General features: G+C 66.8%; 16 protein-coding genes. 8 read left to right on the forward strand and 8 right to left on the reverse strand.

Going from position 1 to position 15209, the window contains the following annotated elements; all coding sequences use genetic code 11:
* Nucleotides 1–25: 25 nt before the first annotated feature.
* From E0E39_RS05005 to E0E39_RS05015, 3 genes are all read left to right on the forward strand, one after another.
* Nucleotides 26–1297 (forward strand): MFS transporter, encoded by a 1272-nt coding sequence (locus E0E39_RS05005; protein ID WP_130873749.1) that lies wholly within the window; start codon nucleotides 26–28, stop codon nucleotides 1295–1297.
* 43 nt (nucleotides 1298–1340) lie between these two features.
* Complete coding sequence (locus E0E39_RS05010) at nucleotides 1341–2573, forward strand: MFS transporter (RefSeq protein WP_130873750.1); 1233 nt, start codon at nucleotides 1341–1343, stop codon at nucleotides 2571–2573.
* Nucleotides 2574–3048: 475 nt separating this feature from the next.
* Entirely contained in the window at nucleotides 3049–4461 is a 1413-nt protein-coding gene (locus E0E39_RS05015) for an ATP-binding cassette domain-containing protein (RefSeq protein ID WP_130873751.1), read from the forward strand.
* Between the two features lie 136 nt (nucleotides 4462–4597).
* On the opposite strand, the gene E0E39_RS05020 is transcribed toward E0E39_RS05015, so the two are convergent.
* Nucleotides 4598–5653: an aldo/keto reductase gene (locus E0E39_RS05020; protein ID WP_245988201.1), complete on the reverse strand. Its 1056-nt coding sequence runs from the start codon at nucleotides 5651–5653 to the stop codon at nucleotides 4598–4600.
* Complete coding sequence (locus E0E39_RS05025) at nucleotides 5631–6509, reverse strand: isochorismatase family protein (protein WP_165444646.1); 879 nt, start codon at nucleotides 6507–6509, stop codon at nucleotides 5631–5633. Before E0E39_RS05025 ends, E0E39_RS05020 begins: the two co-directional genes overlap by 23 nt.
* 434 nt (nucleotides 6510–6943) lie before the next feature.
* On the opposite strand from E0E39_RS05025, the gene E0E39_RS05030 reads away from it, so the two are divergent.
* A complete protein-coding gene (locus tag E0E39_RS05030) occupies nucleotides 6944–7537 on the forward strand; it encodes a hypothetical protein (protein WP_130873753.1) in 594 nt (197 codons plus the stop codon).
* A gap of 9 nt (nucleotides 7538–7546) precedes the next feature.
* Nucleotides 7547–7804 carry a hypothetical protein gene (locus E0E39_RS05035; RefSeq protein ID WP_130873754.1) on the forward strand — a complete coding sequence of 86 codons (258 nt, stop codon included), beginning with the start codon at nucleotides 7547–7549 and terminating at the stop codon, nucleotides 7802–7804.
* A 114-nt stretch (nucleotides 7805–7918) separates the two neighbouring features.
* Here the strand turns inward: E0E39_RS05035 and E0E39_RS16060 are convergent, their stop codons facing one another.
* The 6 genes from E0E39_RS16060 to E0E39_RS05070 all read right to left on the reverse strand — a co-directional run bounded on the left by E0E39_RS16060 (nucleotide 7919) and on the right by E0E39_RS05070 (nucleotide 12253).
* Nucleotides 7919–8422, reverse strand: coding sequence for a nucleotidyl transferase AbiEii/AbiGii toxin family protein (locus E0E39_RS16060; protein ID WP_207302426.1), 504 nt, complete (start codon nucleotides 8420–8422; stop codon nucleotides 7919–7921).
* Nucleotides 8419–8754: a transcriptional regulator gene (locus E0E39_RS05050; RefSeq protein ID WP_130873755.1), complete on the reverse strand. Its 336-nt coding sequence runs from the start codon at nucleotides 8752–8754 to the stop codon at nucleotides 8419–8421. The genes E0E39_RS16060 and E0E39_RS05050 overlap by 4 nt, the downstream gene beginning before the upstream one ends.
* A gap of 107 nt (nucleotides 8755–8861) precedes the next feature.
* Entirely contained in the window at nucleotides 8862–9965 is a 1104-nt protein-coding gene (locus E0E39_RS05055) for a 1-propanol dehydrogenase PduQ (protein WP_245988202.1), read from the reverse strand.
* A gap of 154 nt (nucleotides 9966–10119) precedes the next feature.
* The gene (locus tag E0E39_RS05060) at nucleotides 10120–11472 is read right to left on the reverse strand and encodes a PocR ligand-binding domain-containing protein (protein ID WP_014847885.1); all 1353 of its coding nucleotides are present in this window, start codon (nucleotides 11470–11472) and stop codon (nucleotides 10120–10122) included.
* Nucleotides 11454–11891: a EutP/PduV family microcompartment system protein gene (locus tag E0E39_RS05065; protein ID WP_130873757.1), complete on the reverse strand. Its 438-nt coding sequence runs from the start codon at nucleotides 11889–11891 to the stop codon at nucleotides 11454–11456. The genes E0E39_RS05060 and E0E39_RS05065 overlap by 19 nt, the downstream gene beginning before the upstream one ends.
* Before the next feature lie 8 nt (nucleotides 11892–11899).
* A complete protein-coding gene (locus E0E39_RS05070) occupies nucleotides 11900–12253 on the reverse strand; it encodes a BMC domain-containing protein (protein ID WP_014847887.1) in 354 nt (117 codons plus the stop codon).
* Between the two features lie 179 nt (nucleotides 12254–12432).
* On the opposite strand from E0E39_RS05070, the gene pduA reads away from it, so the two are divergent.
* The 3 genes from pduA to E0E39_RS05085 are packed head-to-tail and all read left to right on the forward strand — an operon-like array spanning nucleotide 12433 to nucleotide 15202.
* Entirely contained in the window at nucleotides 12433–12711 is a 279-nt protein-coding gene (gene pduA, locus E0E39_RS05075) for a propanediol utilization microcompartment protein PduA (RefSeq protein ID WP_014847888.1), read from the forward strand.
* Nucleotides 12712–12722: 11 nt separating this feature from the next.
* On the forward strand, nucleotides 12723–13529 hold the full coding sequence (pduB, locus tag E0E39_RS05080; RefSeq protein ID WP_130873758.1) for a propanediol utilization microcompartment protein PduB: 807 nt from the start codon (nucleotides 12723–12725) through the stop codon (nucleotides 13527–13529).
* Between the two features lie 11 nt (nucleotides 13530–13540).
* Nucleotides 13541–15202, forward strand: a complete 1662-nt coding sequence (locus E0E39_RS05085; RefSeq protein ID WP_130873759.1) for a propanediol/glycerol family dehydratase large subunit — start codon at nucleotides 13541–13543, stop codon at nucleotides 15200–15202.
* Nucleotides 15203–15209: the final 7 nt, after the last annotated feature.

Genomic DNA, 15209 nt, shown 5'->3' on the forward strand with positions numbered 1-15209 from the left:
ATCGCGCCCCGGAGGAGACGCCCAGATGAGCACCACCCCACCAGCCCGGGAAGCCACATCCCCGGAGGCTCGGCAGGGCATGTGCGTCCCGGCGGTCCTGTTCGGGATCGGGGTCGTGTTCCTGGCGCAGGGGATTCTCGAGCCGGTGGTGCGGCGGGCCCAGCAGGGTCTCCTCCCGCCCGGGGCGAACACCCAGGCCCTGGCCGCGTCCATCCTGATGCTCCCGGCCCTGCAGGCGGCGGTCTGCACCCTCCTCCTGGTCCCGTGGGCCCTCCTCGGCGACCGCCACGGGCCGCGCCTGCCCTACACCGGCGGCCTGCTCGTGTGGGCGCTGGGGATCTTCGCCGGAAGCTGGTCGGGGTCGGCGGGGTTCCTGCTCGTCTGCTACGCGCTCCAGGCGGCCGGGGTTGCGGCGCTGCTTCCCGCCGCACTGACCGTCATCACGGCCGCTCAGTCACGGCCCGGCGGTTTCCTCACGGGCCTGGTCATGGCCTTCCCCGCCCTCCTCCACCTGCCGGGATCGTTGATCGCCGACCTGCTGGCCCAGACGACGGACTGGAGGACGACGCTGCTCCTGGTCTCCGTCGCCGCCGTCCCGCCGCTGCTCCTCGGATGGTTCACGATCCCCTCCGGTCCCGCAGCGATCAACCGCGACGACGGTCTCCCACCGGACCCCCCGGCGGGAAGAGGTCACCCCGTGGTCCAGACCCTGCTGTTCGGCGCCGCGCTGGCCGGGCTCCGGATCCACCTGGAACTGTCCTTCGCCGCGCACCACAACGCGCTCCTCCTGAACGACTCCGCCGAGTACGCACGAACCCACAGTGGCCTGGTCACGTTCCCTTTCGCCGCGGGACTGGCCGTCGGCTTCATCGCGGGGGCCGTACTCCCCGGGAGCCCCCGGAAACCCGTGCTGGCGTGGGTGATCGCCGCGCCGGGCCCGGTGATGGCCTCGATTCCGCTGCTGCCCTCCGACATCACCGTCCTGATCGGTGCCGTCATGAGTTCGGTCGGGCTCGCCCTCGGACTGTCCAGGCAGCTGGTCACGCTGCTGCGCCTCACACCCGAGAACCGGATCTTCCGCGCCTCCGCCCTGTTCCAGGGGATCCAGAACCTCGGTTACGGAGCGGGGATCGGGGTGCCCCTGGCGCTGATCCTCGCGCTGGGCGAGGCGGTCTCCCCGGAGGCAAGGGTCCACCTGTTCCTGGGCTGCTCCCTGGTCCTGCTGGTCACGGGACTCGTCCTGGCGCTGAGGAAACCGGGGAAACGGGTGGCGGCGCAACGAGGCGCCGACGAGTGAACGAAACCCCATCACCACGACCACGAGACCCGGGAAAACGGACATGACCATTCATCCACGAAACCAGCAGATGACGCTGCCGAATGATCGGCCGATCCTGTACATCGCCCTGATCCTGTCGGGGATCGCCGTCGCCAACTTCGCGGAAACGATGTTTCTGTGGGCGAGCAAGAAGGCCCTCTGGGCCCTCATGATCCAATCCCGGACAACTTCACCGGACCTGGTTCTCCTGCACCCGGTGGTCTCAGCCCTCTGCTTCATTCCCTGGGGCATCATCAGCGACCGTTTCGGGCCGCGCTCGGCCTGCATCCCCGGGATCCTCCTGTGGGCGCTGGGCACCTTCGCGACAGCCTGGTCGGGTTCCACCGTTTTCCTGCTCGTCGCCGCGTCCGTCCACATCGCGGGGTTCGCCGCGTTGCTTCCTGCGGCGCTCTCGGCCGTGACGAGGCTGTCTCCTGGAAACCACGGAACGCTCGCCGGCCTGATCTGCGCCTTCCACGGCATCTCCACGGTGACCGTCGGGCTGCTTCCCATCGACATGGAGTCGGGGTGGAGAATGACGCTGCTGCTGGCGCCCGTCGTCGCTCTTCTCCCGGCGCTCCTCGGCTGGCTGGCGTTTCCCCGTTCCCCTTCGGACGTCTCCCCCTCGGATGTCGCGACCACCCCACCGGCACGGCCGCACCGTTCCTCGGGAAAACTGCTCGCCCTGGCGCAGGTACTGCTTTTCGGAGCTTTTCTGTACGCGGTCAAATTCCATTTGAGACTGCTCACCACGCTCCGCGAGGGCATGTACAACAACGACTTCCACGGACTCACCGAAGCCCCGAGCCTGATCGGCCTGGCGGCCGGTTTCATCCTCGGCGGAGTGATCTCCGGCACGCGCGAGGTGACCCGGCTCGCCTGGCTGATCGCCGTGGCCGGCGCGGCAATCGCGCTGTCCCAGTCGTCCTCCCCCGGTTTCACCACACTCGGCGTGGCGCTGGCCGCCGTAGGGACCGGTTTCGGGCTCCTGGGTCAGCTGCTCACCCTGCTGCGACCCACCATCAGGAATCGGCCGGGCCTGTTCAGCGGTCTGTTCCAGACGACCCAGGTCATCGCGAACGGTGTGGGTGCGGGGCTGCCCCTGCTGCTGACCTACTCGCTGGTGATGGCCGGAATCGAGCCGCGGATCGCGGCCCACGTGTTCTCGGGCTTGTCCCTGCTCCTGCCGATCGTGGGGCTCGTCCTGGCGGTCATCTCCCGGAACCGGGTGAGGCCCGGCATCGAAGGTCCTTGACCGCCCGCTTGCCGCATCGCCCTGCCGGGTGCGATCGGTCTTTGCCGATCCCACGGAAGCGACGAGGGTGAGGGCCGACACGGCGACAGCACCAGCCCCGCGGCCCCGGGGGATCGCAGGACCCGGCGCCGCCCCGCGGTCCGGGTTCTGGTCGGTATTCCCGCCCTGACAACGAACAGCGAGAAAACGATTGGCTGCGTCGGCCGGTCGACCGACAAATGAACTTGAACATTGTTGAAGAAAAAATTGTCCCGGCGCACCCGGTTCGGCTCGCAAGGCGGGCGAAGCAGCGGTAAGGTCCTGTTCTGCGGAATCTCAGTTAACCAAGGACAGGTTCACCGTCACGGAGACCCGACCATCGCTTAGAGTCGGATCACCAAGGCATCCTCACGAGGACGGGAATTCACCTGGAACCTGCCCTTGGTGGCAGGGAGGACGCTTCGCGTTGCGAACGAATGACAACTACGAGGTATTCATGTGGGATAGTGAGCCGCTACTGGCGGTCCGGGGGATGCGCAAGTCCTTCGGTCGGCTCGAGGTGCTGACCGGCGTCGACATCGACCTCCGACACGGCGAGGTACTTGGCATAGTCGGCCCCAACGGCGTGGGGAAGTCCACCATGGCCTCTATCATCGCCGGCTACACGTCGGCCGACGAGGGGGTCGCCAGCCTGTCGGGTGGACCGTGGGATCCGCGACGGATCATGCTCATCGACCCCCAGAACGAGCTGGACCCGAAACTGACCGTCGTCGAGGCCATGTTCCGGCACGTCGAGGGACACCACAGCCTCGCGGAGCTGATGACCCGGGCCAAACGCATTCTCTCCGAGACCGGCATCCACCTGTCCCCCACCCACCGGCTCGGCGGCCTCAGCCACACCGAACGCCGCATGGCCGAGGTGGTCCGCATGCTCGCCGATCCACGCGAGGTCATCGTCATCGACGAGCTCAGCAACGCCCTCAACGCCGAAGAGCTCGAGGACCTCCGATACGCCCTCAACCGGACGGTCGAGGAGGGCCGGGGTGTCCTCTACATCACCCACCAGCTGGAGGAGGCGCTCCGGCTGTGCAACCGGGTCGCGGTGCTGCGCGACGGCCAGGTCGAGGAGATCTTCGACTCCGCCACCACCACCGTCGACCAGCTCACCGAGGCGATGTTCGGCTCCGTCATCGAGATCACACCGCGACGCGCCAACGCCACCGCCGACATCGTGATGGACGTCGTCGGCCTGGAATGCACCACCGAACCGGTTTCCTTCCAGCTGAACCGCGGCGAGGTCCTCGGATTCACCGGTCCCCGCAGCTCGGGTGTGGAGGAGGTGCGGGACGCCCTGACCGGGAAACGTCCCGCCCCCGTCGCGTCGCTGACCGTCGACGGACGCCCCGCCCGCATCACCGCCCCCCGCGACCTGCCGTCGCTCGGCATCGCCGTGCTGACGAACATGCTCGACCCGGAGAGCGAGGCCCACGCGGCCCGCAACATCGTCATGCTCGACGGCGAGGACCAGGTCGACGACGAGGCCATCGAGGACACCACCCGGATCCTGCTCCTGCTCAAGGAATCGGAGGACCGGATGAGCGAACTCCTGCACCGCCCCGTGCAGTCCACCGGTCAACGCCGCTGGCAGCAGATGCAGGAGATCGCCAGCCAGAACGCCCGCATCATGATCCTCATCCAACCCACCGACGGCCTCGACATCGCCACCAGGGAACGTTTCGTACGCCTCCTGGAGGAGATCACCGGCCGCGGCGTCGGGGTGCTGCTGTTCACCAGCGACGAACGGGAGCTGCACCAGTTCAGCGACCGGGTGCTCGTGATGGCCGACGGCGGGATCCGGGAGGAGTGGGACACCAGGACGATCACCGCGGAGGCCACCCGGGGGGCGTGACCGGACGGCAGGACTCGCGCTGCCGGGCCCAGCCCCTCCCCGACCGGAAACGCCAGTCCAATCGTCAAACGCCAGCGCTACAGGGCTGGCGTTCGACGACTAGGCTGGCTCAACCACCCGGGTGGGATGCGACGAATCACTCGCGACCGCTGGAGATCCACTGCGGCGGGGTGAACGACAGGTGCCGGGATCCCCGCACCAGGTCGGCCACCGCGTCGAGTCGCGTCACCTGGTCGTCGGTCAGTTGCAGCCGCACCGCCGCCGCGTTCTGCCGGACGCGCTCGACGGAGCGGGTTCCGGGGATGGGCACCACCGGCAGACCGAGCCGTCTGCTCCGGTCCAGCAGCCAGGCCAGTGCGACCTGCGCCGCGGTGGCGTCCAGCTCGCCGGCGACCCCACGGATCACCTGGAGCAGCTGCTGGTTGGCGTCGTAGTTCCTGACGAACCGGTCCTCCGATTTGAGCATCGATCCCGCGATCCGTTCCGGTGTCAACGCGCCGGTGAGGAACCCGCGTCCCAGCGGGCTGTAGGGCACGAACCCGGCCCCCACCTCACGGGCAGCGGGCACCACCTGGGCCTCGACGTCACGCGACCACAGGCTCCATTCGCTCTGGACCGCGGTGATGGGGTGGACGGTGGCGGCGGCCCGCAGTTCGGTAGCGGTCACCTCGGACAGCCCCAGGTGACGGACCTTGCCCTCCGCCACGAGGTCGGCCATGGCTCCCACCGTCTCCTCGATCGGCAGGTCGAGCTGGCGGCGGTGCATGTAGTACAGGTCGATGGTCTCGACGCCCAGTCTCCGCAGCGATGCCTCACAGGCCGACCGGACGTAGGCGCGGTCACCGCGCGTCGCCGGGGCGTCGGGGGTTCCGATGAGACCGGTGATGCCGAACTTGGTGGCGATCTGCACCTCCCCCCGACGCTCCCGCAGCAGCTGCGCGAACAACTCCTCGTTCGTGCCTGCCGGGCCCTGCTGACCGGGCCGGGGTTCGCCGTAGACGTCCGCGGTGTCGAGGAACGTGATGCCCGCGTCGACGGCGGCGTGCAGGGTCGCGAGGGCATCGGCGGGATCGGTCTGCCCGTAGACGTGGCTCAACGCCATCCCGCCGAAACCGATCCGGCTGACGTTCAGGCCGTGGCCCAGATCAATGATGGGTACCTGGTGCATGTCATTCTCCCAGTGCTCGTTCATAGTTGGTGATCTTGTGGTCGAGGGCGCCGAGGTCGTCGGCAAGCTGGTTCAGCTGCTGCTGGACGGCGTCGCGATGCCGTCTGAGCAGAGCCAGGCGACGCCGGTGCGATGACTCCCCCTCGGCGACCAGCGTGATGTACTCGCGCATCTGCTCCACCGGCATCCCGGTGCGTCGCAGCCTCACCAGCATCTGAATCATCCGGATCGCCCGTCCGTCGTAGCGGCGGTAGCCGTTGGAGGTCCGGTCGATCACCGGGATCAGTCCCTCGCGTTCATACCAGCGAAGGGTGTCGCGGCTGAGGCCGGTGATGTCGGCCACCTCGGCTATCCCGACGGCAATGCTCCCGGCCTGCCGCCATGCCGAGGCGGCCAGGTCATCCGCGGACCGGACGACGACCCCCGCGGCGCGGAGTTCGTCGAGGGCCGCGAGGTGTGCCTCACCGGTGGTGTCGGCGCAGGCGTTGGACACCACGGTCACTGCATATCCGCGATCCAGGGCCGACAGGGCGGCGAGCCGGATGCCGTGACTGGTCACCAAACCGGTCAACACGACGTGCTCGACCCCGAGGCCCCGCAGGGTCTCGTCGGTTTGTGCGACGTCGAAGATGTCGCGGTCGTGTTTGGTGATGACGGGCTGCCCGCGTGGTTCGAAACCGTCCACGAAAGCGGCGTCTGGATGATCGGGATCGGCACGGTCGTCCCCCGGGGTCGGGGACAAATACCGGGTGCTGATCACCGGCCAACCGAGGTTAGCCAGCAAACGCCGGACCTCCCGTCCCAGATGCGCCGACCACGGGTCGTGGGCGAGGGCGAGAATCCAGTTCTGCCAGTCGATTTCGAGCAGTGCACTTCGCATGACCCCACACGCTAAACACTGGAGCCCACTCCAGGGCAAATACGACCCGACCCGCTGCCGGATTGGTTTCAGCCCGGACGTCCTCCGGTTCTCACGTCTCCTTCGGGCGGTGTGGCACATGCCGAGCCCAGGGGTCGGGTGGCCGCACACGATCCAGTGCTGCGTACCGCATGGAGGCGATCGGACGCACGTGGCCACCGGAACCAGGAACCGACGCACCGCTACCAAACAGGCAGTGGAGTCGACCCCGACGAGAAACGAAAGTTATGGTACATCCCCAGCCGATCCTTGACTTTGAGCCAATTTTGTTTGATGGCATGGCCACGTTCTTGACACGGACATGCGAGGCGACTTATCCTTTGCCGAAAGTGGAGCGACGTGGCCCTCCTAACTGCATCGTCGCACTCCGGATCCGCAAGGAAGGGGAAGAAGCCATGAAGATCCGGAAACTGGTAGCTACATTTTTTATCATTCTCACGACAGCTGCTCTCACCGTGCCAAGCGCTTCGGCTGAAACCACTTCGCCAGGCCAACCACCATCCACCAGCCTTCCTGCCACATCTCCCGACGTGGACGGGATCATCGCAAAGGCCAAGTCCAGTGATGTCGGTTTCTCGGCACGTCGCAATCTCATCGCATCCAGCGCCGCTTTCATGCAGGTACTCAGGAAAACGACTCCTGATCACCAGAGAAGCCTGGATTACTTCACAGCCATCTCCAGCGATCAGCAGGCTACCGATCTCGTGGCGAACACCGCCGGTAAACACTATGTGGTCTCGGGCACCATGCAGAACCCCGACGTCAAACTGGTCGACGGGAAAGCCACCGATGACTCCACCAACCCGCCCGGGGCTAAGAACCTCCCTCAGGATATGCCGCGATGCGGCAAGGCGTGGGCCGCTTTTTCTGCTTGGCTGACCGGAACAACGATGCTGTGCGCACCATTCTCCGGTCCAGCCGCGTGGGGATGCGCAGCAGCGATGGGAATCCTTGGCCTGATGCCAGATTTCAACAGTGCCTGCGACTAGGAGGAAGAAATGACCGGTTTCAGAAAATTCAGGAATCCTGACACCTTTTTCGGACGTTTCGTGTGCCACTTCGCGCTGGGTTTCTCCGCATGCCTTGTGGCACAGGCGATCCTGCTGATGCTGGGACGACTTGACGTCTACCTGGGAGCAATCTGGTCGTTCGGCTTCAGTCTTCTTTTCGGCCTCATCCGCGCCGTGTTGGCCAAACCAGGAACCCCTTTCTGGAGTTCACCCCTCACACAAGCAGAGAAATCACAAACACGCTGAACCCCATTCCGAGAGGCTTATTCACAAGCGACGTGTCAACCAGCGAAACCTCCACTTGGGAGCGGCTGTGCATAAGCCTGCAAGAGCGGCCCGTAGCGTTCGGCAACACGAACGCTACGGGCGCGCTGACCTCGATACGTGCAACAGCAGCGCGTTCACCCGTCCGTGCGCGACCGGGTAACGACCACCCAGCGCATGCGCCAGCGAAACGACGACACCCAGACCGATGTTGCCAAAGCCACCGCCGCCGTGCAGGAGGCATTGCGCATGTGCACACGGGCCTCCAGGCCATCGATCCCACGCAACGACACCCAGATCGACGGCAACCACCGGCTCCGCGGAGCCTCTGGCGAGGACGAGTCGTGAAAAACAGGGGTGCTGCTCCCGGACCTGCACGTCATAGCCCGCTTCGCGCAGGGCAGCGACGACCCGGTCCAGTGCCGGGGTGAATTCGTGCTGCGCGGACTGGATGGTGAACAGATCCACATCCTCGGTGGGACGATCGATGAATCCGTGCTCGCGAATGGCGCCGGAACCCGCCAGCGCGAACCCTGCTTCCGGGCCCGCCGTCTCCAGGGCGATCCTCGTGATCCTTCTCTGCTCGGAAGCGTTCCTCACGTGCGTGCCCGAAGCTCGGGGAAACGCATCTCCCACAGATCTCGCACCCTCTGGTCCAGGTTGAGCACGGGCCACAGCTCGATGAGACGATCCCGGTTGAGCAGATGCTCCTGTTCGGCCACCCGCCCTTCGGTGAGCAACGCCTGGTAGGCCATGCGCCGCCCCCCCACATCATCCACGTCGATCCCCACGCGATCCTCCTGCCAGCGAACCCCGTGCGGAAGGTCGATCAACCCGTGATAGGGGCCGCGCAGGGCGTCAAGAGTCGTCGGCGCATGGTAGGGCTTCACGTCCCGGAACCGAACACGTCCCGCAACCGCATCGGTCACCATGAACCTCCCAGCGCTCCTCAGCCGTCAGCACCTCGGCCGTCGGTCCAGTGTAATGAGGTCACATCGCTGGCCATCAGTTGATGTGCGGTCCCGGCGGCACCGGTCCCTCAGGCGATCCTGCGCAGGATGCCTTTCAGGTCGTCGGGCGAGGGCGGAACCGGGGTGGTCGTGGTGCAGCCGTCAGCGAGGGCCGCGGCCACCAGGTCGTCCTCGCCGCGACGCAGGTCGGACGGGTCGACCCCCAGGTCGCTCAGCCGCGACGGGATGCCCAGCCGCGACCTCAACCGCTCCACCGCCCCGATCAGCGACGTCACCGCCGCCCGGCCCCTCGCCGAGGGTTGCAGCAACCTGCCCAGGCGGGCGTAGCGTTCGGCGGCGCGGTCGCTGCGGGCGGCGTTGAACTCGATGACGTGCGGCAGCAGCAGCGCGTTCAACCGTCCGTGCGCGATCGGGTGGCGGCCGCCCAGCGCGTGCGCCAGCGAGTGGACGATACCCAGCCCGACGTTGTCGAAGGCCATCGCCGCCATGCAGGACGCGTTGTGCATGTGGGAACGCGCCTCCAGGTCCTCGCCGTGGGTGTAGCAGCGCTCCAGGTTCCCGAACACCAGCTCGACGGCCTTCTCCGCCAGCGCGTCGGAGAAGTCGCAGGCCTCCAGGGCCACATAGGCCTCGGTGGCGTGGGTGAGCACGTCCATGCCGGAGTCGGCGGTGATGTGCGGCGGCACCCCGACCACGGCCTCCGGGTCCAGAATGGCCAACCCCGCCACCAGCTCGCTGGAGGCGATCGGGACCTTCGTGTGCGTCTGCTCGTCGGTGACCACGGCAAACGACGTCACCTCCGAACCCGACCCGCTGGTGGTGGGGATCGCGACGATCCCCTCCGGCGCCCCAAACCCGGCGTCGAGGGCGGCCTTGTGCATCACCTTCGCGGCATCCATCACCGACCCGCCACCGTAGGCTACGACCACGTCGGGCCCGGACTGCAGGTAGACCGACACCCCGGCGCCGATCTCGGAGGTGCTGGGGTTCGGTTTCACACCCGTGAAGGTCGTCACCCGCTCACCGAGCCTGTCGACCACCTTCCGGTACACCCCGGTGGTGGCCAGGAAGTCGTCGGTCACCAGGAAAACCGGCCTCCCGCGGAACTCGTCGAGCGCCTCCAATGCCTCCGCGCCCAGCCTCACCCTGGTGGCCAGCCGGAACTCCCTCATGCCCTGCCCCTGTTCTCCTGTGTCTCTGTTTTGCTCCCCCTGACCGCGGGAATCGTTTCCCGCGGTTCGTCCGGCGCCTCCCATCCCGGTTTTCCCGCCTCGCTGGCGGCGCGGATCATCCAACGCAGAATGTGCACCGACGTGCGAGGCCTGGTCATGCCGCCCTCCCGGAATGTTCCCTGCGGTACTCGGACGGGGTCACCCCGATGTGTTTCTTGAACTGCCGCGAGAAATAGTTCAGCGGCGTGAAATCCAGCTCCGCGGCGATCCTGAGCACCGGTTTGTCGGTGTGGATGAGCACGAACTTCGCGCGCTCCAGTCGTTTGGCGGTCACGTAGTGGATGAAGCTGGAGCCGGTGCGTTCCTTGAACTTCCTCGCGAAATGCGACTCCGACCACATCAGGTAGGAGGCCGCCTTGTGCAGCGTCAGGAACGACGACGGGTTCTTCTCGATCTCGTTCAGCAGCGTCGTCAGGTTGCGTTCCCCACCCCGGGATGCGGGTTCGAGGAGGTCGTGGACGCGGATCAGCAGTTTCTCGCAGTACACCTGGCACTCGTAGCGGTTCATCGGGCCGCGTCTGCGTCCCCGGTGGCGGGTGACGATCTGGGAGATGTCGCGCCCGAACTGCACGGCCTCGCTGGTGGCGATGCCTATCATCATGTCCTCGTACTCGGACAGCTCCTTCGGATCCACCTTCTGGCTCCAGCGCGGCAGCAGATGATCCAGGTAGTCGCCGAGCAGCTCCAGGTTCGCGGCCGCGTTGCCCTGCGCGACGTTGCGGGCCACCACCGGGGCCTCCAGCGAGATCCGTCGCTTCACCGACTCGACGGGGATCAGCGGCAGCGGTTTCCGGATGCCCGCCAGCAGCGGGGCGAGCGCCGCGTTGCCGCTGGGGTCCGGGATCCTACCGAGCCTGCCCAGCACCGTGCCCGCCACCGCGACGGCGAAATCCGCCTCGCCGAGCGTGGAGCCGAGTTTCGCGTTCGCCAGCCCGACGATCTCGTTGGCGGCGGCCTGCAGCTTGCCGAGGTCGACCACGGCCACCTGGTCCAGCAGCTTCGCGGTCTCCGAGTGTTCCAGCACCTCCGAGGCGCCCACGATCTGCTGAAGCTGCTGCTGCCCCTCGGTGAGCAGCACCTGCCCGGCCATCACCGCGCCCAGGTACTGCGCACCCCACATGATCGAAACGGAGAAATCCACCAGGCCCGCATGGCAACGGTAAACGACCGGACGTCCCTCGATGGCGCTCTGCAGCCCGCCGTGAGCGTCGCAGCTGTAACACTTGGCGCGGATCGCGGGATCGCGACGCAGGTACTGACACAGGGTGCTGAACCGCGACGCCTCCGTGACGGGACGGCCCATGGAGTCGACGGTGATCATCGCCAACCCGGTGGAGGTGGCGAAGTCGTCCTGGATGCGCTGCAACTCCTCGACATCGATGAGGTTGCGCAGATCGAGGGCGGCGGCCGCGTTACCCGCGGCGGGGTTCACGATGAAGTCCGGCACAGCACCTCCTGAACGCGTTTGAATCCCTTGCCCGTCACCGAGTCGACGGCCACGATCTGGTGGGCCCCGGCCCGCGCCAGGTGGTCGACGGCGTCGTGGACCTGCGCCTCGGTGGCCACCCCGGCGTGGGTGACGACCCCCAGCACCTCGCGGTTGAAGGTGGTGGCGAACCCCGGCGGGAAACGGGTCTCGTCGCTGGTGGCGGACTGCACCAGCACCACCACGTCGACGTCGTAGGAGGCCAGCATGAGGGCGTGTTTGTAGCGCCCCACCTCCAGGTACTCGCCGGGGGTGTCAATGGCGGAGGCGAAGGTCTCGATGGCCTGGGTTTTTGCATATTCGATGGGCAGCCCCTGGAGGCGCTGCCTGAACGTCGTCTTGCCGGCTCCGATGCTGCCGACCAGCAGGATCGACCTCATGTCCTACGTCACGTCCTAGTCAACGGTGCGGGGGTGAACCCGAGAATGGCCTGGAGGGTGGTGACGATCCCCGTGACGGAGGATTCGACGTCGGCCAGCCGGCCGGTGATGAGCAACGACCCGGAGAAGCGATCGACGAATGCCAACTCGACTCCCGCCGACTTGGTGGCGATGTCGGCGGCGATCACGGCGGCCTCGCCCGGCGTGATGGTCAGCACCCCGATGGCCCCACTGCTGCCCGCGGGCAGGCCGATCTTCGGGTACAGGTGCGGATCGGGATTGGCTATCACGTGGGCGAGCGTGACCTGCTTGCCGGGCACGAACTCCTGGATGATACGTGTCTTGTCGGTCAGCTCGGTCATCAATCGCTCCTCTGGGATGTCCTCACGATAGGACCACTTCGTGCAGGGTTCAATGTTGCGCACGACCCCGGAGCAAGAATGTGTAACAACCGGGAGAAACTGTGTATCCGAACCGGCCCTATGGTGGCGAAGGCAGGTCCAAACTGCCTGTCGCTAGGAGTAACGACGAAGGAGTCAGCATGCAGGAAGCGCTCGGAATGGTCGAGACGAAGGGCTATGTCGGAGCGGTTGAAGCCGCCGACGCCATGGTCAAGTCCGCAAATGTGTCCCTGGTGGGCAGCGAGAAGATCGGTGCCGGCTACGTGACCGTGCTGGTGCGCGGCGACGTCGGCGCGGTCAAGGCCGCCACCGACGCGGGCGCCTCGGCGGCGGAGCGGGTGGGTGAGCTCATCAGCGTCCACGTGATCCCGCGCCCCCACAACGACGTCGAGAAGATCCTCCCCGCCCAGGCCAAGTAGGAGAGTGAACAATGTCTGAGGAACTGATCAACAAGGTCCTGGCCGAGGTGGTCAAGAAGATGGGTGGCGACGCCCCCGCGCCGTCCGCTGCTCCCGCACCCGCCCCCACGCCCGCGGCCGGGGCCCTGCCCTGCGTGACCGAGTTCGTCGGCACCAATGTCCTGGGCGACACCATCGGCATGGTCATCGCAAACGTCGACCCGAAGCTGCGCGCGATGATGAAACTGGAGAAGGACTTCCGCTCCATCGGGATCCTCGGTGCCCGCACCGGCGCCGGCCCGCACATCTTCGCCGCCGACGAGGCCGTCAAGGCCACCAACTCCGAGATCCTCACCATCGAGCTGCCCCGCGACACCAAGGGCGGCGCCGGCCACGGTTCGCTGATCATCTTCGGCGCCGAGGACGTCTCCGACGCCCGCCGCGCCGTCGAGGTGGCCCTCGGCGAACTGGACCGCACCTTCGGCGACGTCTACGGCAACGACGCGGGGCACCTGGAGTTCCAGTACACCGCCCGCGCCTCCTACGCCCTCAACAAGGCGTTCGGGGCCCCGATCGGCAAGGCCTTCGGCATCACCGTCGGCGCCCCCGCCGGGATCGGTGTCGTCCTGGCCGACACCGCCGTCAAGGCCGCCACCGTCGACGTCATCGGCTACGCCAGCCCCGGCGGCGGAACCAGCTACTCCAACGAGGTCATCTCCTTCCTGAGCGGCGACTCGGGTGCCGTCCGGCAGGCCATCATCGCCGCCCGCGAGGTGGGCATCCCCCTCCTCGGTTCGCTCGGCGCCACACCCGAATCCACCACGACCCCCTACATCTGAGGACCGATCTGATGCGTTCCAAGAGGTTTGAGGCGCTCGACGCGCGCCCCGTGAACCAGGACGGGTTCGTCAGCGAATGGCCAGAGGTTGGCCTGATCGCCATGGACTCCCCCAACGATCCGAAACCGTCGATCACACTGACCAACGGGCTCGTGACCGAACTCGACGGCAAGACCCGCGACCAGTTCGACATGATCGACACCTTCGTCGCCGACTACGGCATCAACCTGGAGCTGGCGGAGAAGGCCATGGCCATCGACTCCCTCCAGGTGGCCCGCATGCTGTGCGACATCAACGTGCCCCGCACCGAGATCATCCCGCTCACCACCGCCATGACCCCGGCGAAACTCACCGAGGTCGTCAGCAACATGAGCGTGCTGGAGATGATGATGGCGGTCACGAAGCTGCGTGCCCGCAAACAGCCCGCCAACCAGTGCCACGTCACCAACGTCGCCGACAACCCCGTGCAGATCGCCGCCGACTCCGCCGAGGCCGCGCTGCGCGGTTTCGCCGAGCAGGAAACCACCGTCGGCGTGGTCCGCTACGCCCCCTTCAACGCGCTGTCGCTGCTGGTCGGCGCCCAGACGGGACGCCCCGGCATCCTCACCCAGTGCGCGGTCGAGGAGGCCACGGAGCTGCAGCTCGGCATGCGCGGGCTGACCGCCTACGCCGAGACCGTGTCCGTCTACGGCACCGAGGCGGTGTTCATGGACGGCGACGACACCCCCTGGTCGAAGGCGTTCCTGGCCTCCAGCTACGCCTCCCGCGGCCTGAAGATGCGCTTCACCTCCGGCACCGGATCCGAGGTGCAGATGGGCTACGCCGAGGGCAAGTCCATGCTGTACCTGGAGGCGCGTTGCCTGTTCGTGACGAAGGCAGCCGGGTCGCAGGGCACCCAGAACGGTTCCGTCAGCTGCATCGGTGTGCCCGCGGGCGTGCCCGGCGGGATCCGCGCCGTGCTGGCCGAGAACCTGATCGCCACCATGCTGGATCTCGAATGCGCCTCCAGCAACGACCAGACCTTCACCCACTCCGATCTGCGCCGGGTGTCGCGGTCGCTGATGCAGTTCGTGCCCGGCACCGACTTCATCTGCTCCGGCTACTCCTCCACCCCGAACAAGGACAACATGTTCGCGGGCTCCAACTGGGATGCCGAGGACTTCGACGACTGGAACATCATCCAGCGCGACCTGCGCGTCGACGGCGGCCTCACCCCCGTGCTGGAGGAGGACGTCATCGCGGTGCGCCGCAAGGCCGCCCGCGCCCTGCAGGCCGTCTTCGACGAGCTGGGGCTGCCGGCCATCACCGACGCCGAGGTGGAGGCCGCCACCTACGCCCACAGCTCCGACGACATGCCCAAACGCAACGTCGTCGAGGACCTGAAGGCCGCCGAGGACATGATGAACCGTGAGGTCACCGGCGTGGACGTGGCCAAGGCGTTGTCGCGAGGCGGTTTCGAGGACGTCGCCGAGGCGGTGTTCAACCTGCTGAAGCGTCGCGTCGCGGGCGACTACCTGCACACCTCCGCGATCTTCGACGCCGACTTCAACGTGATCTCGGCCGTGAACTCGCCCAACGACTACCACGGCCCGCAGACCGGCTACCAGATCGACGACGAGCGGTGGAACCAGATCAAGACCATTCGTCAGGCCATCAGCCCCGAGAGCATCTGAGGTGAGC

It is taken from the genome of [Pseudopropionibacterium] massiliense (assembly GCF_900607225.1).
GTDB lineage: Bacteria > Actinomycetota > Actinomycetes > Propionibacteriales > Propionibacteriaceae > Arachnia > Arachnia massiliensis.